The organism is Aeromonas sp. QDB56 (assembly GCF_027705505.1).
In the GTDB taxonomy this organism is placed as follows: domain Bacteria; phylum Pseudomonadota; class Gammaproteobacteria; order Enterobacterales; family Aeromonadaceae; genus Aeromonas; species Aeromonas caviae.
The window spans coordinates 1-21,802 of record NZ_JAPDBZ010000044.1 but is presented as its reverse complement, the minus strand read 5'-3'; the positions used below and the strand labels follow the sequence as shown (position 1 = coordinate 21,802).

Here is a 21,802-nt window from a genome sequence, read left to right as displayed (position 1 = left end):
TTTATGACATCACAACATGTGGCTATTTCAGCCACGAATATGCGCGATAAAGGCGTCGATCTGTTCGCGGCCGCAGGCGGGGTTCATGAAGACCGCCTTCTCGCCGGCGATGTAGGAATACTTGCCTCGCTCGTCGTATTCCGAGTGTGCCACCGCCTCCACCCAGTTGGTGTAGAGCCCTACCTTGCCACGTCCCTTGAACAGGCTGCGGTGGTAGTCGGTGTTGCGCTGCAGGCGCGCCTTGTAGGCGGGATCGCTGGAGCGGGCCAGCTCGAAGGCGAACTCGGCCTCGGGGTCCTGTACCCACTCTGAGTTGTAGATCTTGAAGCCGACACTGGGCCCCTGGTTCTCCTGGGCCACCAGCTTGACGTTGCCGAGCTGGCTTAACCGGAAGCGGAAGTAGTTGGCGTTTTGCAGGCAGTGGGCAAGCACGGTGCGATACCCCTCCACCCCCAGGTAGTTGAGGGCCGCATAGGCACCGAACAGGTCGCTCGCCCCGCGGGAGCACTCGATGGTGGATTGCAGGTGGGTCTGACCCTGGATGTCCCGCTCGAAGTAGGAGAAGTGCTCCGGATCGTTCTCCATCGCCTTGAGATCGTCCTGCTCTTTTATCATCACCAAGCTGGAGGTGTAGGGCACATAGCCCCACTTCTGGAAGTCCACGGTGAAGGAGTCGGCGTATCTGAGCTCGGCGAAGCGGCTCACGTTGCGCTCGATCCCCGCCAGGGTGGCGGCGTTGATGGCGAGCGGGTTGGCGGCAAAGTCGTAGTCCAGGAAGAAGATCATCGACCAGCCGATGGCGGCGTCGACGTGGATGTGGGGCCTGACCGCCACCTCGAACCGCTCGCAGAGGCGATCCCGCAGCTCGACCACGGGTTTGACCCTATCCACCCCGAAGGTGTCGGTGGTGCCCATGGTGAGCATGATGGTGGGCACCACGTGATGAAGGGCGAAGCAGGCGGTCAGGGTACGCTCGAGGTGGTCGAGATCGATGTCGTTGTTCTCGCCCACCTGGATGCGGATGGTCTTGTTCTCGATGTCCACCCCGAGCAGGGAGAGGTTGGTGATGTTGGAGTAGTGGCCGCCCTGGGAGTTGATGATGCGTTGACATCCTCCCCGCCCTAAAGGACGGGGATTCCTACTGCGGTTAGGCGATTACGCCTAATTCGCTTCGGTGGGTTCCTGCTGCTGGCGGCCTTATTGCACCACTCACTTCACAGGCTAACTGGGCGTGTCCCGCCCTTAACACATTGATCGCGCCGACCAGATCGGCGTTTTCTTTAAAACCACACTCCACACATTCGAACGTAGCTTGTGTTTGACGATTATCAGCCGAGATATGCCCGCAACATGGGCACGTTCGGCTGGTGTTCTTCGGCGGCACCGCGATCAAATGCCCGCCATTCCAAGCCAGCTTGTAGTCGAGCTGACGCCGAAACTCGCCCCAGCCTTGATCTAAAATAGCCTTATTCAGGCCCGACTTGGCTCGCACGTTGCGCCCAGGCGTGTCAGTTGTGCCCGCCGCTGACTTGGACATATTTCGCACCTGCAAATCTTCAACACAGACCAGCGCGTGGTTTTTGCTGATGGCGGTCGAGATCTTATGCAAGTAGTCGCGGCGGGCACTGCCGATATGAGTCTGGATGCGCTGAATACGGGCTTTCGCTTTCTTCCAATTGCGGCTGAATCTGACTTTGCGGCTCATCGCCTGCTGCGCTTTGCGCAAGGCTTTTTCGTGAGCCTTGAAACTATTGAGTGGGTCTTTGTGGCTGCCATCTGACAGGGTGACAAAGCGTTTAATCCCCATATCGAGGCCAACAGCTGTGCCTTGATGAACGGGCACATCAACCTCTCGCTCGGTCTGGATAGCGGCATACCACTTACCGCTTGATTGGCTCACGGTAATGTTCTTGATCACCCCGAGCGCATCCCGACTGTTGCGGTAGCGTAGCCAACCCAACTTAGGCAGGAACAGACGGCTATTGGCCTGATCGAGCTTGAAACCTTGCGGATAGCGGAAGCTGTCGGATAAACCCTTCTTTTTGAAGCGAGGGAAATCGGCGCGTTTGGCGAAGAAGTTAGTGTAGGCTCGCTCCAGATCTTTTAGCGTTTGCTGCAAGGGTTGGGATGGCGTTTCGGCAAGCCAAGCGGTTGAGTCTTCCGACTTCCATTGGGTGAGCTGTTTACACAGCTCCGCATAGCCAAGCTTTTTCTCGCCCTGTTCAAAGCGCTCCTGCTGCAACGCCAGCGCCTTGTTGAACACGAAACGGCATGAACCAGCGAAGCGGCGCATTCGCAGCTGTTGCTGGCCGTCTGGCCGAAGTTCATATTTGAAGGCTTGAAGTCGTTGCATGGCTATAATATACTTTGGTCTATGAGCAAAATCAATGACATTAGAACTGGCAGATACTGCGTTTTCTCTATGCATGTTCATTTGGTCTTTGTGACGAAATATCGCAGAAGAGTATTCGACAACGCCGCCATCGACCGCCTTAGAGAGCTGTTCTCCAAGATCTGCGCTGACTTTGAAGCAGAGCTACAAGAGATGGATGGAGAGGTTGATCATGTTCACCTGCTGGTGAATTACCCGCCAAAAGTGGCAGTATCGGCGCTGGTGAACAGCCTAAAAGGGGCATCCAGTCGGGTGCTGCGAAAAGAGCGGCCAGACATCGCCGCCAAGTTCTACTACAAGGGCATGTTGTGGTCGCCATCTTACTTTGCATCGAGTTGTGGCGGCGCTCCGATAGAGATCATCCGGCAGTACATCGAGCAACAGCAAACACCTCATTAACCATGGAACGGCTACGCCATTCACACCTTATATTCCCGCCATGAATGACGGGGCTTTACGGTGCTTTTGGGTAATCCTGATAGTGGCCTAGCCCCTTGTGCTTGGCCTGTGGCAGGCTCTTGCGGATGCCGAGCAGGTAGCCATAGAGGTTACAAAACGTCCCCCCCTGGGTGAAGATGCCGGTGGCGCGGGCCGGGTCGTAACCCGCCAGCAGCGCTATCTGGCGCACCACCTTCTTCTCCAGCTCCTCGGCCACCCCGGCATACTCGGAGTAGACCAGGTTGGGGTTGGCGAGGATCCCCATCTGGGCGCCGTAGATGGCGGGATCCGCCGACATGGTGATGACGTTCTCGACGCTGGAGGGGTTCTCCCAGTCCTTTGACAAGGCGCCGGCAAACAGCAGCTCGGCCATGGGCTCGCCCGGGGTGCGCATGGTGGCTGGCACCGGCATGGTCTCGCAGAGATCCGCCAGACGGGCGCGGCCATCGGGCCAGGCGTTGAGGCGCGCAGCCGGGGCCAGTCCACGGGCGCGAAACTCGTTGAGGGTGGCAAAACCGGGCTCGCGAAAGACCGGCCAGAGATCGGGGTTGCGCGAGAAGAAGTGGGCTTTGACGGTGGCAAAACGGCGAGCGAATTCGGGGGAGACGGCGTTGACGCCCTCATCTTTCAGATAGACCAAGTGATTCATTTTTATACCATTGATACTGCTGAGGTGCGGTTTTTATACTCCAGTGACACCTCTATCAACAGAGACAATAACTAATGGTCTGCCCTACTTTTTGTCATGTTGGCGCCCTGAGGGGCGCCGCGCCCCCTCTTCCCTCTTTTCCCCTGTTCATCTTGTGATCCTGGTCATGGGCAAGGTCAGCGCAGGGCGGTCAGCAGCCATGCCGAAAACCCTTCCAGCTCGGGGTTGGCCGAAAACGTCGCCCGCCACTGACGCAGCAACTCGTCGATGGCCTCGGGACGATAGGCCACCCCGGGCAGGCGTGCGGCCAGGTCATCCAGGGGCGCAGGGTCCAGGGTGTCGCTGAAAATCTGTGCCCGTCCTATCACCCCCTTCTCCACGTCGAAATGAAGCTCGACCCCGCCCCAGGGGAAGCGCTCCTCCAGCAGGTGGCTGAAGGCGGGAGCATGGCCGAAGTTCCACTCCCAGCTGCGTTGGCGGGCAAAGGTCTCGGCAAAGCCGGGCAGGTCGGGCATCCGCTCGGGGGAGATGTGCTCGGGCGGCACCACCTCACCGTAATGGGCAAAGAAGGCGTCGCACAGGGCCTGCACCACCTGCTCATGACCCAGGCCAAGCAACAGCTCGCCAAGGTTCGCCACCCGGCTTCTCACCGAGCTGATACCCTTGGCCGCCAGCTTCTTGGGGTCGGGATTGAGGTAGTGGGCGAGGCGGCCGAGATCGGCGTCCAGCAGCAGGGTACCGTGGTGAAAGCCGCGATCATGGGTCTCCCGGTAGGCCGAACCCGACACCTTGCGATCCCCGTCCGGGGTCGCCACCAGCAGGTCGTTGCGCCCGGAGGCAAAAGCACTCACGCCGAGTCTGGCGAGGGCATCAATGACGATGGCGGTGGAGACGCTCTTGTCATAGCCGGGCTTGCCCGCCATGAAGGTGAAACAGCTGTTGCCAAGGTCGTGGAACACGGCGCCGCCCCCGCTGCTGCGCCGGGCCAGGGTCACCCCGTCCTCTTCCATGCGGCGGGTGTTGCACTCCTTCCAAGGGTTCTGGGCCCGGCCTATCACCACCGTATTGTCGTTGCGCCACAGGAACAGCACCCGCTGGGCCGGGTCCATCTGGCGAAAGATGCACTCCTCCACCGCGAGGTTGAACAGGGGATCGTGGGAGTCGGAGAGCAGCAGGCGCAAGGAAGACATGACAGGACCTTCTCGGAAAACAGGAAACGGATGACTACCATACCACCCTGAACGAAGGAAGGCGTCCCCCGACCGCCACAGGTCGACACCCGACACGGACAAGAGCATCAACTTCTGATACGACAGGAGAAGATAAGAGGGAATTGCAGAAAACACGCAGTTTGTCATTAACAGGCGAGAAGAGAGGCGGCAGCCATCCCTCCTGGAATGACACCTAATGCCCTTGTCACCGGCCGGTGACGGGTTGACAAGGTTTCAAAATGAGCCGTGACGCCCATTGACGTGATGAATGACACAAAAATGACTTTTAATGCCTCCCGCGCCCCATCTTATTGGGGCTTGCTCCCCTTGCGAATAACAGGAAATTGTTTGACTCTAGCCAGAAGAGCACCTCCCGAGAGAACAGCGGTATGACGGAGTCCGATGCATCTCGCCAGCCTGTACGCTGGCTTCTGCCCTTCTGGGTGATGATTGCCACCCTGACCACGGCTCACCTCAGGGCGGATGAGCGCGTCATCCTGCAACTTCCCTGGCAGCACCAGTTCCAGTTTGCCGGTTACTACGCCGCCATCGCCAAGGGGTTCTACCGGGAGGCCGGCCTGCAGGTCACCCTGCGGGAGGCGGGGCCGGGCACCGACGTCATCAATGAAGTCACCACGGGTCGCGCCCAGTTCGGCATCCGCGGCAGCGATCTGCTGCTGGCCCGGGCAGCAGGCCGCCCTATGGTGGTGCTCGCCGCCATGTTGCAGCACTCCCCCCTGATGCTCATCACCCTGGAGCGGCCGGATATCCAGACCCCGGGCGATCTGGCCAACAAGCGGCTGATGCTCGAACCCGGCTCCAACGAGCTGCTCACCTACCTGCATCGCTACACCCGCAGCCGGCAGTGGGAGACCCTGCCCTACGAACGGGGGGTCCAGGCACTGCTGAGGGGCCAGGCGGACGTCATCAGCGCCTACAGCACAACCGAGCCCTTCACCCTGCAGCAACAGGGCATTCCCTTCCGGGTGTTCAGCCCCCGCGACATCGGTTACGACTTTTACGGAGACAACCTCTTCACCTCGGAGAGTGAGGTCATCAACCAGCAGGAGCGGGTCCAGCGCTTCTTGCAGGCCAGCCTCAAGGGGTGGCGCTATGCCATGGATCATCCCGAGGAGATGATCAACCTGATCCTGGAGCACTACCCCAGCGGGGCCGGGCGCGAGGCGCTCGCCTTCGAGGCCCGTGAAACCCGGGCCCTGATGCAGCCCGACATCATCGAGCCCGGTTACATGCAGCAGGATCGCTGGCAGCAGATCGCCCGCACCTACCAGGAGGCCGGGATGATCAAGGCGGTGCCCAACCTCACCCCCTTTCTCTACAACAGTACCCAGGCGAGCCTTCGTCAGCAGCGCCAACTGCTCGACAGGAGCGTGGCCATCGCCATGCTGATCTCTTTCTCCCTGCTGGCCCTGCTCGGCGTCTTCCTGCACCTCTATCTGCGTCTGCGGGAAGAGGCCAGTGACCGACAGCGGCTCACCCGGGAACTGGCCCAGCGCGAGCAGCACTACCGCTTCGTGGCGGAGAACAGCGGCGACGTGATCTGGACCATGGACACCGACAGCCTGCGTTTTCGTTACATCAGCCCCGCCATCGCGTCCCTGAGCGGCTATGAGCCCGCAGAACTCTTTGCCCTCTCCCTGCGCCAGCTGCTCCCCGATGAGTCCTGGAAACAGCTTCGCGACGGCATCACCGCCTCCCTCGAGGCCTGGCAACGGGGGGATCATGGGCAGACCCGGTGCGTCATCCACTCCCAGCTGCGCCACAAGCAGGGTCATCTGGTGACCATCGAGACGGTCACCACCTTGCACGGCAGCACCAGCACAAGACCGGACGCCATTTTGGGGGTGACCCGGGATGTCACCGAACGTTCGGCCCGGGAGGAGATGATGCGCCGCCTCGCCTTCTATGACCCCCTCACCGGCCTGGCCAACCGCCGCCTGCTGCAACAGCGGCTCAAGGAGACCCTGGAGCAGGCTCCCCAGCAGCCCCTGGCCCTGGTCTTCATCGATCTCGACCACTTCAAACCCATCAATGACACCTTCGGCCACGAAACCGGCGACCTGCTGCTCAAGTTGGTGGCCGAGCGCATGGGGGAGTGCGTCAGAGAAGAAGACCTGGTGGCACGCCTTGGGGGGGACGAATTCGTGATCATGCTGCCCGATACGGATGCCTCGGCCCTCGCGGTCGCCGACAAGCTGCACCACTGCCTGCATCACCCCTTCCAGCTTGAGCAGCAGGCGCTGCGCATCTCCGGCAGCATAGGGGTCGCCCTCTATCCGGATCACGGCACCGACCCCAAGACCCTGATGCACCACGCCGATCAGGCCATGTATCAAGCCAAGCACCATGGCCGGGGCAGGGTCTGCCTGTTTTCCACCGGGCAGGATCCCCTCCCCGGCACCCTGCAATGGCAGCCCGCCCACGCATGCGGCCACCCCCGCATCGATGCGGACCACCGCCAGCTCTACCTGCTGGCCAACCGCTTGCTCGAGCACATGCAGGATCCCGGCATCCATCCCGATGCCTTGCTGGCAGACATGGCGCAGATATTCGAGATGGCGCGCCAGCACTTCCTCCTCGAAGAGCAGGTCCTCGCGCAATATGGCTATGAGGAGCTGGCGGCCCATCGCCAGGAGCACCAGCATCTGCTGAAAAAAGCCGGTCAGCTGATGGCGGCCGCACAGGCGGGCACCCTTGGCAACGACGCCCTGCTCAACTTCATCATCCAGGAGCTGGTCGTGGGTCACATGAGCCAGGCGGATCGCCGTTATTTCCCCCTGATGAAAACCTGCGATGCCCGCGAGGCGGTGTGATGCCAGAAAACAGGGGGCATTGGCCCCCTGTGTTTACCTCTGACTTCGGCGCACAAGCAGGCTGTAGTAGAGCAGCGGGATCACCACCAGGGTGAGCAGGGTGGAAACCAGGATCCCGAAAATCAGGCTGATGGCCAGACCGTTGAAGATGGGATCATCGAGGATGAACAGGGCCCCGATCATCGCCGCCAGCGCCGTCAGCATGATGGGTTTGGCCCGCACCTGGGCCGCCGCAATCACCGCCTGCTCGAACGCCACGCCATTCGCCCGCTGCTGTTCGATAAAGTCCACCAGCAGGATGCTGTTGCGTACGATGATCCCGGCCAGGGCGATCATCCCGATCATCGAGGTGGCGGTGAACTGGGCCCCCAGCAGGGCGTGACCCGGCATCACCCCGATGAGGGTGAGTGGAATGGGGGCCATGATGATGAGCGGCACCAGATAGGATCGGAACTGGGCAACCACCAGCAGGTAGATGAGGATCATCCCCACCCCGTAGGCTAGCCCCATGTCGCGGAAGGTCTCGTAGGTAATCTTCCACTCCCCGTCCCACAACAGCGCCACCTCTCCCAGTTTGTCGGGCTGCTGCACGTAATACTGGGGCAGCGAGATGTCGGCACCGGCGGCAAACATGCCGTAGAGCGGGCTGTCGGCATGGCCGCCCATGTCGGCCACCACCATCACCATGGGCTGCATGTTCTTGTGCATGATATAGCTGGGAGCCACCTCATCGCGGCGACTCACCAGCTCGGAGACCCGCACCAGCTGGCCGCTCTGGCTGCGCACCTTGAGGGCCAGTACGCCCGCCAGATCCCGCTTGTCGCCGGGAGCGAGCTCGATGCGGATCGGCACCGGATACTTGGCGCCGTGCCCCTGCAGCCAGCTGGCATCCTGATAGCCCACCCCGCCATTGAGGGTGCTCACCAGGTCCCCGAGATCGACTCCGAGCAGGGCGGCCTTGCTGCGATCCACCACCAGCCGCCACTTGGGTTGCGGGTCGGTCAGATAGATATCCACGTCCACCAGATCGGTCGTTGCCACGAAACGGGCCTGTACCGCGCGCGCCGCGGCTTCACGGGCGGCCTGAGTCGGGCCATAGACCTCGGCGACTATGGGTGACCAGACCGGCGGGCCGGGTGGCACTTCCACGACTTTCAGGTTGCCCCCCACCGTGCTGGCGATGGCCTGCAGCGGTGCCCGTACCGACTGGGCAATCTGGTGACTGCTGCGATCCCGCTCATGCTTGTCCACCAGATTGACCTGAATATCCCCCACGTTGGCGCCGCTGCGGATAAAGTAGTGGCGCACCAGCCCGTTGAAGTTGATGGGGGCCGCACTGCCGGCGTAGATCTGGTAGTCCTTCACTTCCTCCACCTTGGCAAGCTCCCGCCCGACCGCCAGCAGGGTGCGCTCAGTCTGCTCCAGGGTCGCCCCCTCCGGCATATCGAGCACCAGCTGGAACTCCGATTTGTTGTCAAAGGGGAGCATCTTGAGCACCACCCACTGCACCACTGGCATGGCGGCGGCTGCCCCGACCAGCAGCAGGATAACCAGCCAGAGCTTGTGCCTCGCTCTCTTGGCCCCATCACCGATCAGAAAAGGGGTCATCAGCCGGTGAAAAAGACCGACCTTGGCCTCGCCGTGGACACCGTGTACCTCCCCCTTGAGCAAATGGCTCGCCAGCCAGGGTGAGAAGATAAAGGCCACCAGCAGGGAGATAAGCATCCCCATGCTGGCATTGATGGGGATGGGGCTCATGTAGGGGCCCATCAGGCCGCTGACAAAGGCCATCGGCAGCAGTGCCGCGATGACGGTCAGGGTCGCCAGTATGGTCGGCCCCCCCACCTCGTCCACCGCCCCCGGAATAAGATCCTTGAGCGCCCCCTTGCCCAGACCGCGATGGCGGTGGATGTTCTCCACCACCACGATGGCGTCATCCACCAGAATGCCGATGGAGAAGATCAGCGCAAACAGCGACACCCGGTTGAGGGTAAAGCCCCAGGCCCAGCTGGCAAACAGGGTCAGCGCCAGGGTGATGACGATGGCAACGCCCACCACCAGTGCCTCGCGCCAGCCCATGCTCACCAGCACCAGCAACACCACCGCCGTGGTGGCAAAGATCAGCTTGCCGATCAGGGTGTTGGATTTGGTCTCGGCGGTGACGCCGTAGTCACGGGTCACCGTCACCTCGACCCCGGCAGGGATCAGCCGATTCTGCAAACTCTCGACCCGCGCCTCTACCCTCTTGGCCACCTCGACCGCGTTCTGGCCCGGCTGCTTGCCGATAGCCAGGGTCACTGCCGGATAGCTGCGATCCCCCAGCCCCATCCAGCTGCGCTTGGTCGGGGTCTCCTGACCTAGGGAGACCTTGGCAACCTCCCCCAGATAGACCGGCTTGCCGTCGTGCAGCCCCACCACCAGTTCTCTAGCCTCCTGCTCGCTTTGCAGGAACTGCCCCACCTGCACCTTGATCTCACTGTTGTCTTGCTCGATGGCCTGTGTTGTGCCCACCTGATTGGCGGCCGCCAGTCGCTGACTCAGCTCGCCCCAGCTGATGCCGTGGGCGCTGAGGGCCGCCGGATCCGGCATCACCCGCAGCACGGCGCTCTGGCTGCCCAGCGTGTAGATATCGCGGGTGCCGGGAATCCGCTTGAGTTCGGTCTCCAGCTCATGGGCGACCCGAGTCAGCTCGGGGGCACCCAGCTGCTTGCTCCCATCTTTGCTCCATAAGGTCAAACTGACGATGGGGACATCGTCGATCCCCCGGGGTTTTACCAGTGGCTGACCGACCCCGATCCCCTGTGGCAACCAGTCGCGGTGGGAGTCGAGCTGGTTGTTGAGATCGACGATGGCCTGCTCGCGGCTCACCCCCACCTTGAACACCACCACCAGCAGGGCCCCATCGGGTTGGGAGAAGGAGTAGAGGGTATCGATCCCCTTTATCTGGGAGACCACCTGCTCGGCAGGGGTGGTGACGAGAGAGGCCACTTCAGCCGGGGTGGCCCCCGGGAAGGGGATATAGACATCGGCGAAGGTGACATCGATCTGCGGCTCCTCCTCCTTGGGGGTCACCAGCACCGCAAACAGGCCGAGTAGCAACCCCACCAGCGCCAGCAGCGGGGTGATGGCCGAGCCCTGAAACAGCGCCGCCAGCCGACCGGCAGGCCCCAGCCTCTCCCTGTTGCCGCTCAGCTCGCTACTCATGGGCCACCTCCTGCTGCTGCGCCCAGGCATCGGGGGCCAGCTTGTCGCCGGCTTGCAGACCGGCCAGGATCTCGCACTGTCCCTCGACGCAATCGCCGACCCGCACCGGCGTCAGGACCCAGCCAGCGGGCTGCTGCAGATAGACGCCGTTGAACTCCCCTTGCCGCAGCAGGGCGCGGTCCGGCACCTGCAACACCAGACGCTCACCCCGCTTGAGCTGCACCTTGAGCCACATGCCGGGCAATACCCCGGCGGTGTGCGGCGGCAAGTCGAGGCGCAACCGGAAGGCGTGGGTCTGGCTGTCGGCATAGTTGAAGCGGGTCAGTTTGGCGGGGGTTAGAGTCTTGCCATCGGGCAGCAGCACCTGCACATCCGCAGGCTCACGAGCAAGCGTCAGGGCGGATTGTGGCAACTCCACCTCCACCCGCAAGGTATCGAGGGAGAAGCCGGAGAGCAGCGGGGTACCCGGGGCGACTGTCTCCCCCAGCTCTACCAGCCGCTTGGTCACCACCCCAGCGTAGGGGGCGAGGATGCGGGTATAGCCGTAGGCTTCCCGGGCCTGGATGAGGGCGGCCTCGGCGGCATTGACCTCGGCGCGGGCGGCCCGATCCGTTGCCTGGGCGTTGTCGAGCTGGGCCCGGGTGATCACCCCCTTGGCGATGAGGGCCTGATAACGGGTGAGCTGGCGCTCGGCCTCCACCTGCTGGGCCTGGGCCCTGGCCACCCGCGCCTCGGCGCCGGTCAGGGCGGCAGATTGCTCCTTGCCGCTTATCTCGAGCAGGGGCTGCCCGGCCTGTACCTCGTCGTTCACATCCACCAGCATGCGGGAGACGCGGCCACTGGTCTGGGCCGCGACCGTCCCCTGATGAATGGCGCTCACGGTACCGCTCAGGGTGAGCCAGTCGATGACGCGCTGCGGGGTCAGCGTCAGCAACCCCTTGGCCTCCTCGGCCGCCACCAGGGTGGATGTCATGACCAGCAGGGTGGTCACCAGCAACCGGATTGTGTTCATCATGATTCTCCTTCCCTGGCATCATCAGTCACTTCACGGGATCAGGCGGTACGGGGCTGGCGAGCCTTGTTCCATGCGTGAACCAGCACCCGGTCGACCAGCAAGATCCCGGCCACCATGGCCGCTATAAACAACATTATCATGGGCTGCCCGCTGGAAATGAGACTCAAGGCTGGCCCCGGGCAGATGCCCACCAGCCCCCAGCCGATGCCAAACAGCGCGGCCCCGCCGATCAGGCGGCGATCCAGCCTGGGGGTGGGGACGGCGACGATGGGCTCTCCCAGCAGACTCTGGCGGCGGGGTTTCACCAGCAGAAAATAACCCGGCATAAAGACCAGCAGGGCGCCTCCCATCACGAAGGCGAGGCTGGGATCCCAGGCCCCGGCCAGATCGAGAAAACCGGTGACCCGGGCGGGATCCACCATGCCGGAGATGGCCATCCCCAGCCCGAACAGCAGGCCCGCAAACAAACTTGTCAGCAACTTCATGGCGATCAGCTCCTTACAGCAGATGATGAGTGACGAAGACGGTGATGAAGCCTGCCGCCATAAAGATCAGGGTGGCGACAATGGAGCGCAGGGAGAGCCGCCCAATGCCGCAAATACCGTGACCGCTGGTGCAGCCATTGCCAAGACGGGTACCGATACCGACCAGCAGACCGGCCAGCAGCACAACGGGCCAGCCGGGCAGCGTGGTGAATGCAGGCATGCTGGCCCAGCCCAGGGTCAACGCCAGCCAGGCGCCCGCCCCGAGCCCCAGCAGAAACAGTACCCGCCAGGGCGCCCGGTGTTGCAGCGCACCGGCCAGAATGCCGCTGATCCCGGCGACCCGGCCGTTGAACAACATCAGGATCAGGGCCGACAGCCCCGCCAGCATGCCGCCGCCCAAAGAGAGCAGCCATTGGCTTTCCATCATCAAGATTCCTTATTTTCTGAGTGACAAAAATGGGTTTGCAGCGCCGCCAGCACATCGGCGGCCGCCTCGCTCACCAGCGAGTAGTAGATCTGCTGTGAGACCTTGCGCGAACGGATAAGGCCATGGCGCTTCAATACCGACAGTTGCTGGGAGAAGGCCGATTGCCCGAGCTGGCTGTGGGCCAACAGCTCCCCGACCTCCTTCTCCCCCTCCACCAGCTGGCAGAGCACCATCAGGCGCTCAGGATGGGCCAACGCCTTGAGCAGGGAGGCGGCCGCCGTCGCGTGTCTGTGCATCTCGTCGAATGGGCTCATAAGCATAAATTAGCAATTGCTGATATTTAGTCTATTGTATAAATCAACACTAAATTAGCAACCACTAAATAACCAAAAAAAGAGGAGAGACACATGACAGTCGATAACGGAGTCAGAGTGGTCGCAGGCTGCATCTTGCTGCTGTCGCTGCTGCTCACTGCCTGGGTCCACCCGGGCTTCGTCTGGCTGAGCGTCTTTGTCGGGGTCAACCTGATACAGAGTGCGTTCACCGGCTTCTGCCCCGCCGCCATGATCCTGAAGCGCATGGGCATGAAATAGCCCAAACCGGACGATGAAAACGAGGGAGCTATGGCTCCCTCGTGGTAAAAACCCATTTTGTTTCAATATGTTGCTGTCAGAGCCCCAAGGTTTACCCCTGTTGCCACATCGGCTACCATGTCGCCTCTTTATCACTAGCGGAGACCATCGGTGGGCAACTCATCAAGTGACAGATGCACGCCGACCCTCATCGTCGGCACCTCGGTCGCGAGCTAGCCGCAGAGTCCCTCTGCCGCAACTCGCAACCCTGCGAGAAGCGGAAATCCACTCCCCTCTTCTCTTTTTACACTTGACGTCGGGTGACCCTGGCCAACCGCCACGGGCGCCTTGCCTGCATAGTTTCTGCTTCCCACAAGGAGGCTGCTATGCGTTTTATCTCAATCAAACCGGCTGCGGATCGCGCGGTCGCAACAGGTTCCGTTGCTACCCGGGCTCATCCCCTGCTGAGCAAGCTCGGCCTTGGCATGCTGCCGCGCTGGCTGGGCGGCAAACCGCGCCAGCACCACTACCGGCTGCAGATCCGCTGCGAGGATCGCGCCGATCTGGAGCAGGTGCTGGAGATGGTGAGCCACACCCTGCAACCGGCCGGGCTGCACCCCATGCAATCGATGAAACCGGGTCGCAGCGGCGGACGTGAGCTGGTGCTCAACCTCCAGTGCACCCCGCCCCAGCGCCGCTATCTGGTGCAATTTGTCCATCAGGTCGGGGCAGACCATCCGGTACGCTGGGAACTGCGTCCGCGCCGCGGCGGCGATCCCGAGCGCACCTGACGGCGCTCACCTTGCCCACGCAGTAATCCGGGTCATCGGCACTATCGGGGGCTGGCCAGGCAGGCTCCCTTCCCCCCTTGCGTGCCCGGAGCCAGAACCGCGTCCCAGCGTGCATTTTTCATGCAGGCCTGTCGCACGCACATCCTTGCGATTCATCCGCCATCTCACCTGGCGTGCCATCATGGATTGCGCGAGGCCATCACTGATCAGAAGGAGTACCTCATGAGAATGTGGCAACAACTCGATTTTCTCGCCCTGCTCGACACCCTGGCCAGCCTGTTGCTCGCCTTCGTGCTGGGCAGCCTGGTCGGACTGGAGCGCCAGTACCGCCAGCGCACCGCCGGCCTTCGCACCAACGTGCTGGTCGCCGTGGGGGCGGCCCTGTTCGTCAACCTGGCCCAGCGCATCTATGACCTGCATGGTGGCAGTTACGGGGTCGTCCACGTGGTGGCCTACATCGTCTCCGGCATCGGTTTTCTCGGCGCTGGCGTCATCATGCGGGAATCCGGCAACATCCGGGGCATCAACACAGCGGCCACCCTGTGGGGCGTGGCCGCGGTCGGGGCCGCCTGCGGCGCCGGGTTCGCCCTGGAGGCCATCCTCGGCGCCCTCTTCGTGCTGGCCGCCAACACCCTGCTGCGTCCCCTGGTCAACCAGATAAACCGTGACCCGGTGAACAACATGGACACCGAAGTGACCTATCACGTGACCGCTCTCATCGGCCGCGCTCACCAGAAGGAGGTACTGCCCTGGCTCGAGCAGATGCTGGAGCAGGCCCACTACCCCCTGAGCGAGCTCGACATCACCCCCTTCGGCGATCAGGATCTCGAGATCTCGGCGGCGCTGCTCGCCACCGCCATCGATGGCACCAAGCTCGATGCCCTGATGAACACGCTCGGGGAGCACCCTCACATCAAGCAGATCTTCTGGCGGGCCAGCATTACCGATTGACGCCCTCATACCAGACGCAGCACAAAAAGCCCCGCCGGATCCGGCGGGGCTTTTTCACAGGAAAGGGAAGCCGTGTGCCTAACGGCGGCTGCGCCAGCGCACCCTGGGGTTGATGACCTGGGCGGTCTGGGCTGGGGGATTGCCCGCGATGAGTTGCTGCATCATCTCGAAGGCGGCACGGGCCAGGGCCGGGCAATCCTGGGCCACGGAATCGATGCGCATGGGGATGCAGTCGAGCAGATCGTGATCGTCGAACGTACACAGGCGCATGCCGGTCTCCATCAGTTCCGCCTCGTTGAGGTAGCGCAGCACCCCCTCCAGCAGGGTGAAAGAGGCGGTAAAAAGCCCCTTCGGCGGCGCCCCGAGTTCGTCCACCAGCTCAGACATCAGCTGATAGCCCGAGCTCGGCTGGTAGTCACGGTGGCGGACCCGGTCTGAAGTGGCCTCCAGCCCGGCCCGGTGCAATCCGAGCTCGTAACCCGCCAGCCGGTGGCGGCTGGGGGAGAGATCCAGCAGACCGCCGAAGTAATAGATCTCCTCCCCGCAATCCTCGGCCATATCCTGCACCAGCTCGGCGGTAGCCTTGCAGGCGTCCGAGATCACCATGGGCAGGCGCGACTCACCGATGTGGCGGTCGAGCTGCACCACCGGCAAGCGGTCGTGGATGCGGGCATAGATGTCGTCACTGTGGCCGCTGGAGGCGACGATGAGGCCATCCACCTGACGGCTGATGAGGTTGTCCACCACCCGCTGCTCCAGGGTGGGGTCATCCTCGGAGCAGGCGATGAGCAGCTGGATCCCCGCCTCCCGACAGCGGGCCTCAAGGGCCCGGGCGATGCTGGCGAAGCCGAAGTTGGTGAGGTCAGGGATCACCAGCCCCCAGGTGTAGCTGCGCACCTCCCGCAGGGAGCGGGCATGGATGCTCGGCTGATAGTGGCACTCGTCCGCCACCGCCTGGATCCGCTTGCGGGTATCGTCGGCGATGCGGTATTCCGCACTCTTGCCGTTGAGCACCAGGCTGGCGGTGGCCTTGGAGACCCCCGCAAGCGTGGCTATCTGGGCAATCGTGATCCGTTTCTTCTTCTCCACCTGACCTCCCGGCACACTGACACCGGGCTATTGTACTAGGCAGGTCGCCAGCGGCCAGTGATCGAGGCAAATTTTGCTGTCATCACCACCGCAACGTGCGGAAAGTACTGGGTTTTCGCCGGGGAAGTAACGGGTCGACAAGCTCTGGCGCCCGCCATCGACGAAGCACTCCAGGCTGGAGCGGTCACACAAGACGGTGATCTTGCCCCCAAGCCAGGGGGCGCTTCGCTCCTCCCACTCCCCGCTCTGCCAGTTCTGGCGCCGCAGGATGATGCGCCCCGGCTGCCACACCAGCTCGGCCACAGTGCCGAGGCGAAGGCTCCCCTCGCCGGTCAGCGCCAGATCGAGCCAGGCCGAGTCGATGGCCAGGGCAGGCAGCTCGTCCGGCGCCCCCTCGAAGCGGGTCTGCTCCCCTTTCAGGGCGCCCAGCTCAGCCACCGGCCGCTGGCAGAGCCACTCATCCTGCCAGAACAGCTCCCGCGGGCAGCTCATCTGGTGGATCCAGCCGTGCTCGAGAGTGGGCTGGCTCATCTCGTTCTCCTCCGGCAAGCCCAGCCAGCCGAACAGCAGGCGCCGCCCCTGACTGTCCTGGGTAGTCTGGGGGGCATAGAACTCGAATCCCCTGTCCAACTCGTGGAAAGCCCCGTGCTCGAAGCGCTCGCCGTCGAAGTCACCCGCCAGCCAGCCGCACTGGTAGAGGTTGCGATAATCCTCTCCCTGCGGGGCAATCCCCTGCGGGCAGCTGATCAGCACATGGCGATCTCCCAGGGGGAACAGGTCCGGACACTCCCACATGTAGCCAAACTCCCCGAGACCGCCGCGCCCGCTGCCGGCGATGGGGCCCACCAGTGTCCAGGCATCCAGGGTGTCACCGCGATAGAGCAGCACCTCACCCCGATCGTCCAGGGTGCGGGCCCCCAGCACCATCAGCCACTGCCGACCGTCGTGCCACACCTTGGGGTCGCGCACATGGCCGCTGTAGCCTGCGGGCAGGTCCAGCACGGGTCCCAGCTTGGCAAAGCCCCCCTCACCGTCGGCACGGGCCAGACACTGGTAGGCGGTGCGGCTGCCGTCCGGGTATTTGACGTTGCCGGTATAGATGAGGGTCAGACGCCCCTGCTCGTCGCTCACCGCCGAGCCCGAATAGCAGCCGTGGCTCTCATAGGCCTCGGTGGGCAGCAGCGCCACCGGCTCGTGCTGCCAGTGCAGCAGATCGGTGGAGGTGACATGCCCCCAGCCCTTGTTGCGGTGCTCGCAACCGAGCGGGTTCCACTGGTAGAAAAGATGGTAGCGCCCGTCGTGCTCGATAAAGCCGTTGGGATCGTTGAGCAGCCCCACCGGGGCTGCCAGATGCCAGCGGGGCCGATGGGGATCGGCCGCCGCCTTGAGCTGTCCGGCCAGCAGGGACCGGACAACCTGGTTCAGGAGATGGCTTTCCTTCATCACTCCACCTTGTACTTGAGCAGGTAGGAGGCGGCGAAAGCGGCGCCAAAGGCGATCACCAGACCGATGACGTAGTGGATGAGGCTCATGGGCTGGACGATGGCCATGCCCGGGATGCCGGTCAGGCCCACCGCCGTCATGCCGACCTTGGCCGCCACCACGTAGGCGCCGCCGCAGGCCCCGCCGAACAGGCCGGCCAGGAAGGGCTTGATGTAGCGCAGGTTGACCCCGAAGATCGCCGCCTCGGTGATGCCGAGCAGGCAGGACATGGCCGCCGGCACCGTGATGGCCTTGATCTTCACGTCCCGGGTCTTGAAGTAGACCGCGAGGCAAGCCCCGCCCTGGGCCACGTTGGCCATGGCCCAGATGGGCAGCAGGAAGTTGACGCCGATGGCAGGGTTGGCCAGCAGCCCCGCCTCGATGGCGTGGAAGCTGTGGTGGATGCCGGTGATGACGATAAGGGAATAGGTGCCGCCAAACACCAGACCCGCCAGCCAGCCTGCCTGCTCATAGAGGGCGCTCAGACCGAACGAGATGCCATCCCCCAGCACCCGCCCGGCGGGGCCGATGAAAAGCAGCGCCACGAAGCCGGTGATGATAACGGTCAAAAACGGGGTGAGGATGAGATCCAGGGCGTCAGGGATGCGCTTGCGCAGCTGCTTCTCCAGGTGGGACATGAACCAGACCGCCAGGAGCACCGGGAAGACAGTGCCCTGGTAGCCGATCATGGCGACATCCAGGCCGAAGAAGTCCATGGTCTTGAAGCCCCCGGCCACGCCCCAGGCGTTGGTCAGGGCCGGGTGAGTGAGGATGCCGCCAAGGGTCGCCCCGAGGTACGGATTGCCGCCGAATTCGCGCGCCGCCGTAAAGCCGATGAGGATCGGCAGGATGATGAAGGCTGCCGAGCTGAACATGTCGAGCATGACGAACAGGGCGCTGTCGGCGTTGACCCAGCCGTAGGTGCGCACCATGCCGAGCAGCCCCATCAGCAGACCGGAGGCGACGATGGCCGGAATGATGGGCACGAAGATGTTGGAGAGGGTCCGCGCCAGACGTTGGGCCACGTTGAGCTTGGCCGTCGCCATGTCGGTCAGCTCCGCCTTGCTGGCGGTGCCGGTCCCGGTCAGGGTGACGAACTCCGCATAGACCTTGTTGACCAGGCCGGTGCCGAAAATGACCTGGATCTGGCCGGCGTTGCTGAAGCACCCCTTGACCCCCTCCAGCTTGTCGATGGCGGCCTTGTTCACCTTGCTGTCGTCCGCCAGCACCAGCCGCAGCCGGGTGGCGCAGTGGGCGGCGCTGACGATGTTCTCCTTGCCCCCGAGCAGGGGCACCAGATCCTGGGCTATCGCACTGATATTCATATTCTTCCTCTTATGACCCGCCACGCTGGCGGGCCCTTGTCACATGAGAGTAGGGGCTGTCGAGCCGGGCTTCTAGCCGCAGATCAACAGCCGTCTGCGCCTGATCGCAAAAATTCATCCAGCCGGGTGCGGGTGGGCAGTGCCGTCATCGCCCCCTTGGCGGTGGTGGCGAGCGCCCCGCAGCCGTGGGCCTGAGCCAGAATGGCGGGCAGCTCGGCCAGCGTCGGCAGCGAGGTCCGTTCGGCCAAGGCCGCCAGCAGCCCGGCAACGAAGGCGTCCCCCGCCCCAGTGGTATCGAGTGGCGTCACTTTGGGCCCCACCCACTCCAGCAACTCGCCACCCAGACGGGCCACCACACCGGCCGCCCCCCGGGTCACCAGCACCAGGGCCGGGCCTGAAAGAGTGGCAAGCCCCGCCGCCAGATCGTCCAGACCGCTCAGCAGTTGCAGCTCCTCCACCGAGAGCTTGACCACGTCTGCGAGGGCCATGGCCTCGCGCACCACGGGCAGCATCTCGGCAGGGTTGCCCCACACCTCTGGCCTCAGGTTGGGGTCGAAGCAGACCCGCCCCCCGACGGCACGGATGGTCGCCATGGCTTGCAGACAACTGCTGCGCACCGGCTCGTTGGCGAGCGCAATGGAGCAGGTCAGCAGCCACTGCCCGGCCTGGAAGACCGGCAGATCGGCGGGGCTCAGGAACTGATCGGCGCTCGGGCGCACCATGAAGGTGAAGCTGCGCTCCCCCGCCTCATCGAGATCCACCAGCACCGTGCTGGTGCGATGGGCCGGATCCTGGATCAGGTGGCGAATGTCGACCCCCTCCCTGGCCAGGGTCTCCCCCATGAAGCGGCCGAAGGGATCCGCGCCGACCCGGCCAATGAAGGCCGATTCCCCGCCGAGCCGGGCAACGCCCACCGCCACGTTGGCCGGTGCGCCACCCGGACACTTGAGGTAGTACTGCTCCCCTTCCGGGATCAAGTCCACTACCGCATCCCCCATTACCCACACACGATTCGTCACCTTGTTGCTACTCCACTGCTGCACAGGATTTGCCGGGGTCAGCCCCGGGTTCTGGGTCCGCATTATCAGCTAAACCGTTTTAGCTAACCAACAGATCCCGGGGCCGCCTGCCATTTTTGTGATCGGAATAACGAACTAGAACCAGGTTTCCATCTGCACGCCAAAGTTCCACTCGCCCCCGGCGGTGAAGTTGCTCTGGCCCATGGCATCGGAGCTGGCATAGTTGTCGAGCTCGGAGGACCAGTCCATCCAGGTGGCGAACACCCGAAGCTCGGGCCGCTCGAAGAAGCCGGCGGTCTGCGCCTTGAAGGTCGGCGCGAAGGTGAGCTTGGTGAAATCGCCGCTCACCGCCTGGCGACCCTTGTAGCCCTTGGGATCGAGGTCCATGTACTGCCAGGTCGCCTCGTAGACCAGCTCGACGTTCTGGCTCAGCACCTGGGCCAGGCGGCCATTGAGGGTCACCCAGCGGTACTCGTCCCCCTTCACGTAACGATCCTGGCTGTGCTCGGCCAGCAGGGCCGGGGCCACACGCCAGCGGGGCGCAAGATCGGTGGCGCCAAACACGGCGACCCGCACCGCATCGGCATCCGGCAGCAGCTCGCTGTCGGAGCCCAGCCCCTTGAGCTCGGCACCCAGACCGTGGCCATACAGCACCGCCGCCTTGGAGAAACCGGGGTTGATGCCAAAGAAGCTGTCGGCGTGGTAGGCCACCAGGGTGTGGGCCCCCTTGTTCGCCGCTTCGCTGCCCGCGCCGCCGTCGTTGATGCGCGCCTCGTTGTCCTTGGCGGAGAGGCCGTTCAGCATCCACTGCCAGTTGCCAACGCGGTTGTTCATGGTGAGGATGTAGCTCTCGATGTCGGAGAGACCGCTCGCGCTGATGTCGCCGTAGTCGCGCCCGTAGAGGGAGAAGTTCGCCTTCCAGCTGTCGGCCAGCTGCACGTCGTAGACGCCGCCGCCGGTACCGGCCAGGAAGACCACGTCCGAGTCGAGCCAGTGGATGTCGAAGTTGTCCCGGTCAAAGCGCTTGCCCGCCCAGAGCACCGAGTGCTGGAAAGGACCGCTGAAGCTCGCCAGATCGCCGATTTCGGCAAACACCTGGCGGGTATTGAGGCTGGAATCGCTGGCGGTCCAGTCGTTGCTGGTCTCCACCCCGTCCGCCAGCATCAGCTTGTAGCGGGCCCAGCTGCCATCGTCGAAGGTCTGGGTCTTCAGCAGGTTGGCCTCCATGTAGGTGTCATCCTCGTTGCCAAGGCGACCCACGGCGCCGCCCACCGAGCCGGCCGGGGTGATGTAGGGGCCGCCGCGGCCACCATTGCCGTTGCCGTTCACCAGCAGGCCCGAGCGGGCATAGCCGTGGAACTCGAAGCCCTGGGCCCCGGCGGTCTGCTTGTCCACCTTCTCGCTCTGGGCCTTGGCAACCACGGCGGTCTCGCGGGCTTCGTTTGCCTTGCTCTGGGCCTCGTCGGCCCGCGCTTCGGCAGCGGTGGCGCGCGCCTCGGCTGCCTGCACCCGCGCCTCCAGCGCCGCCAGCCTGGCTTCGATACCACCATCCGCCGCCCACAGCGGGCTGCTCATTCCCAATCCCAGCGCCACGGCCAGCGCCAACTTGCTCTTGAACATCGTCATCGTCCTCACCTGTCTTCTGTCGCCCGTCCGGGCTCTGTTGTTGTTGACGAGCTGAGGATAGCTAAACCGCTTTAGCTGACTCAATATGCCAGCTAAACCGTTTCAGCAGGAGTGTGAGCGGGATAACATTTGTACAGGAGGAATTGGTGGAAGTTGTGAGGAGGATCCCTCATCGGGATCCACTCAATAAGGGAGGATCCAGGCCAGATGGCGGGCAAAAAAAAGGTTCATCGCGGCTTTCCGGGGAAGGCCGCCTTGATTTTCAGAAAAAAGTATTCTGAGTCCCTAAATC

Annotated in this window: 17 protein-coding genes and 2 pseudogenes; 5 read left to right on the top strand and 14 right to left on the bottom strand. The window is 63.3% G+C overall.

Annotated features, from left to right (window positions below; all coding sequences use genetic code 11):
• Positions 1-27: 27 nt before the first annotated feature.
• Together OKB81_RS09340 and OKB81_RS09335 are read right to left on the bottom strand one after the other, a co-directional pair.
• A pseudogene (locus OKB81_RS09340) lies at positions 28-1,107 on the bottom strand (pyridoxal phosphate-dependent decarboxylase family protein); the annotation flags it as partial.
• A 40-nt stretch (positions 1,108-1,147) separates the two neighbouring features.
• The gene (locus OKB81_RS09335) at positions 1,148-2,353 is read right to left on the bottom strand and encodes an RNA-guided endonuclease InsQ/TnpB family protein (RefSeq protein ID WP_041205370.1); all 1,206 of its coding nucleotides are present in this window, start codon (positions 2,351-2,353) and stop codon (positions 1,148-1,150) included.
• Positions 2,354-2,374: 21 nt separating this feature from the next.
• On the opposite strand from OKB81_RS09335, the gene tnpA reads away from it, so the two are divergent.
• Positions 2,375-2,791: an IS200/IS605 family transposase gene (gene tnpA / locus OKB81_RS09330; protein ID WP_160837201.1), complete on the top strand. Its 417-nt coding sequence runs from the start codon at positions 2,375-2,377 to the stop codon at positions 2,789-2,791.
• A 70-nt stretch (positions 2,792-2,861) separates the two neighbouring features.
• Here tnpA and OKB81_RS09325 read toward each other — a convergent pair.
• Positions 2,862-3,479, bottom strand: a pseudogene (locus tag OKB81_RS09325) (aspartate aminotransferase family protein); the annotation flags it as partial.
• Between the two features lie 176 nt (positions 3,480-3,655).
• Positions 3,656-4,669 carry a lipoate--protein ligase gene (locus OKB81_RS09320; RefSeq protein ID WP_160837203.1) on the bottom strand — a complete coding sequence of 338 codons (1,014 nt, stop codon included), beginning with the start codon at positions 4,667-4,669 and terminating at the stop codon, positions 3,656-3,658.
• Between the two features lie 410 nt (positions 4,670-5,079).
• Here OKB81_RS09320 and OKB81_RS09315 point away from each other — a divergent pair, with 410 nt between their 5' ends.
• Positions 5,080-7,524 (top strand): diguanylate cyclase domain-containing protein, encoded by a 2,445-nt coding sequence (locus OKB81_RS09315; protein ID WP_442866120.1) that lies wholly within the window; start codon positions 5,080-5,082, stop codon positions 7,522-7,524.
• Positions 7,525-7,557: 33 nt separating this feature from the next.
• Here the strand turns inward: OKB81_RS09315 and OKB81_RS09310 are convergent, their stop codons facing one another.
• The 5 genes from OKB81_RS09310 to OKB81_RS09290 are packed head-to-tail and all read right to left on the bottom strand — an operon-like array spanning position 7,558 to position 12,969.
• Entirely contained in the window at positions 7,558-10,728 is a 3,171-nt protein-coding gene (locus tag OKB81_RS09310; protein WP_160837207.1) for an efflux RND transporter permease subunit, read from the bottom strand.
• On the bottom strand, positions 10,721-11,740 hold the full coding sequence (locus OKB81_RS09305; protein WP_160837221.1) for an efflux RND transporter periplasmic adaptor subunit: 1,020 nt from the start codon (positions 11,738-11,740) through the stop codon (positions 10,721-10,723). The genes OKB81_RS09310 and OKB81_RS09305 overlap by 8 nt, the downstream gene beginning before the upstream one ends.
• A gap of 41 nt (positions 11,741-11,781) precedes the next feature.
• Positions 11,782-12,228 carry a YeeE/YedE family protein gene (locus OKB81_RS09300; protein WP_043132510.1) on the bottom strand — a complete coding sequence of 149 codons (447 nt, stop codon included), beginning with the start codon at positions 12,226-12,228 and terminating at the stop codon, positions 11,782-11,784.
• Between the two features lie 13 nt (positions 12,229-12,241).
• Positions 12,242-12,655, bottom strand: coding sequence for a YeeE/YedE family protein (locus OKB81_RS09295; RefSeq protein WP_043132509.1), 414 nt, complete (start codon positions 12,653-12,655; stop codon positions 12,242-12,244).
• Positions 12,655-12,969, bottom strand: coding sequence for an ArsR/SmtB family transcription factor (locus tag OKB81_RS09290; protein ID WP_270805217.1), 315 nt, complete (start codon positions 12,967-12,969; stop codon positions 12,655-12,657). The genes OKB81_RS09295 and OKB81_RS09290 overlap by 1 nt, the downstream gene beginning before the upstream one ends.
• Positions 12,970-13,062: 93 nt before the next feature.
• On the opposite strand from OKB81_RS09290, the gene OKB81_RS09285 reads away from it, so the two are divergent.
• From OKB81_RS09285 to OKB81_RS09275, 3 genes are all read left to right on the top strand, one after another.
• Positions 13,063-13,248 (top strand): YgaP family membrane protein, encoded by a 186-nt coding sequence (locus OKB81_RS09285; RefSeq protein WP_043132505.1) that lies wholly within the window; start codon positions 13,063-13,065, stop codon positions 13,246-13,248.
• Between the two features lie 365 nt (positions 13,249-13,613).
• On the top strand, positions 13,614-14,018 hold the full coding sequence (locus OKB81_RS09280) for a hypothetical protein (RefSeq protein WP_043132503.1): 405 nt from the start codon (positions 13,614-13,616) through the stop codon (positions 14,016-14,018).
• Positions 14,019-14,240: 222 nt separating this feature from the next.
• Positions 14,241-14,969: an MgtC/SapB family protein gene (locus OKB81_RS09275; protein WP_052814657.1), complete on the top strand. Its 729-nt coding sequence runs from the start codon at positions 14,241-14,243 to the stop codon at positions 14,967-14,969.
• 78 nt (positions 14,970-15,047) lie between these two features.
• Here OKB81_RS09275 and OKB81_RS09270 read toward each other — a convergent pair whose 3' ends face one another.
• The 5 genes from OKB81_RS09270 to OKB81_RS09250 all read right to left on the bottom strand — a co-directional run bounded on the left by OKB81_RS09270 (position 15,048) and on the right by OKB81_RS09250 (position 21,510).
• A complete protein-coding gene (locus tag OKB81_RS09270) occupies positions 15,048-16,058 on the bottom strand; it encodes a substrate-binding domain-containing protein (RefSeq protein WP_041213247.1) in 1,011 nt (336 codons plus the stop codon).
• Between the two features lie 27 nt (positions 16,059-16,085).
• Positions 16,086-17,501 carry a glycoside hydrolase family 32 protein gene (locus OKB81_RS09265; RefSeq protein ID WP_270667938.1) on the bottom strand — a complete coding sequence of 472 codons (1,416 nt, stop codon included), beginning with the start codon at positions 17,499-17,501 and terminating at the stop codon, positions 16,086-16,088.
• Positions 17,501-18,865 carry a sucrose-specific PTS transporter subunit IIBC gene (locus OKB81_RS09260; RefSeq protein WP_041214803.1) on the bottom strand — a complete coding sequence of 455 codons (1,365 nt, stop codon included), beginning with the start codon at positions 18,863-18,865 and terminating at the stop codon, positions 17,501-17,503. The genes OKB81_RS09265 and OKB81_RS09260 overlap by 1 nt, the downstream gene beginning before the upstream one ends.
• 83 nt (positions 18,866-18,948) lie before the next feature.
• The gene (locus OKB81_RS09255) at positions 18,949-19,908 is read right to left on the bottom strand and encodes an aminoimidazole riboside kinase (protein WP_109112198.1); all 960 of its coding nucleotides are present in this window, start codon (positions 19,906-19,908) and stop codon (positions 18,949-18,951) included.
• A 111-nt stretch (positions 19,909-20,019) separates the two neighbouring features.
• A complete protein-coding gene (locus tag OKB81_RS09250) occupies positions 20,020-21,510 on the bottom strand; it encodes a carbohydrate porin (protein ID WP_080944225.1) in 1,491 nt (496 codons plus the stop codon).
• Positions 21,511-21,802: the final 292 nt, after the last annotated feature.

Excerpts from the sequence above, each read along its gene's own strand:
- OKB81_RS09310 (WP_160837207.1), bottom strand. The coding sequence starts at position 10,728 with ATGAGTAGCGAGCTGAGCGGCAACAGGGAGAGGCTGGGGCCTGCCGGT.
- OKB81_RS09285 (WP_043132505.1), top strand. The coding sequence starts at position 13,063 with ATGACAGTCGATAACGGAGTCAGAGTGGTCGCAGGCTGCATCTTGCTG.
- OKB81_RS09335 (WP_041205370.1), bottom strand. The coding sequence starts at position 2,353 with ATGCAACGACTTCAAGCCTTCAAATATGAACTTCGGCCAGACGGCCAG.
- tnpA (WP_160837201.1), top strand. The coding sequence starts at position 2,375 with ATGAGCAAAATCAATGACATTAGAACTGGCAGATACTGCGTTTTCTCT.
- OKB81_RS09305 (WP_160837221.1), bottom strand. The coding sequence starts at position 11,740 with ATGAACACAATCCGGTTGCTGGTGACCACCCTGCTGGTCATGACATCC.
- OKB81_RS09265 (WP_270667938.1), bottom strand. The coding sequence starts at position 17,501 with ATGAAGGAAAGCCATCTCCTGAACCAGGTTGTCCGGTCCCTGCTGGCC.
- OKB81_RS09250 (WP_080944225.1), bottom strand. The coding sequence starts at position 21,510 with ATGACGATGTTCAAGAGCAAGTTGGCGCTGGCCGTGGCGCTGGGATTG.
- OKB81_RS09275 (WP_052814657.1), top strand. The coding sequence starts at position 14,241 with ATGAGAATGTGGCAACAACTCGATTTTCTCGCCCTGCTCGACACCCTG.
- OKB81_RS09320 (WP_160837203.1), bottom strand. The coding sequence starts at position 4,669 with ATGTCTTCCTTGCGCCTGCTGCTCTCCGACTCCCACGATCCCCTGTTC.
- OKB81_RS09280 (WP_043132503.1), top strand. The coding sequence starts at position 13,614 with ATGCGTTTTATCTCAATCAAACCGGCTGCGGATCGCGCGGTCGCAACA.
- OKB81_RS09315 (WP_442866120.1), top strand. The coding sequence starts at position 5,080 with ATGACGGAGTCCGATGCATCTCGCCAGCCTGTACGCTGGCTTCTGCCC.
- OKB81_RS09260 (WP_041214803.1), bottom strand. The coding sequence starts at position 18,865 with ATGAATATCAGTGCGATAGCCCAGGATCTGGTGCCCCTGCTCGGGGGC.
- OKB81_RS09295 (WP_043132509.1), bottom strand. The coding sequence starts at position 12,655 with ATGATGGAAAGCCAATGGCTGCTCTCTTTGGGCGGCGGCATGCTGGCG.
- OKB81_RS09290 (WP_270805217.1), bottom strand. The coding sequence starts at position 12,969 with ATGAGCCCATTCGACGAGATGCACAGACACGCGACGGCGGCCGCCTCC.
- OKB81_RS09300 (WP_043132510.1), bottom strand. The coding sequence starts at position 12,228 with ATGAAGTTGCTGACAAGTTTGTTTGCGGGCCTGCTGTTCGGGCTGGGG.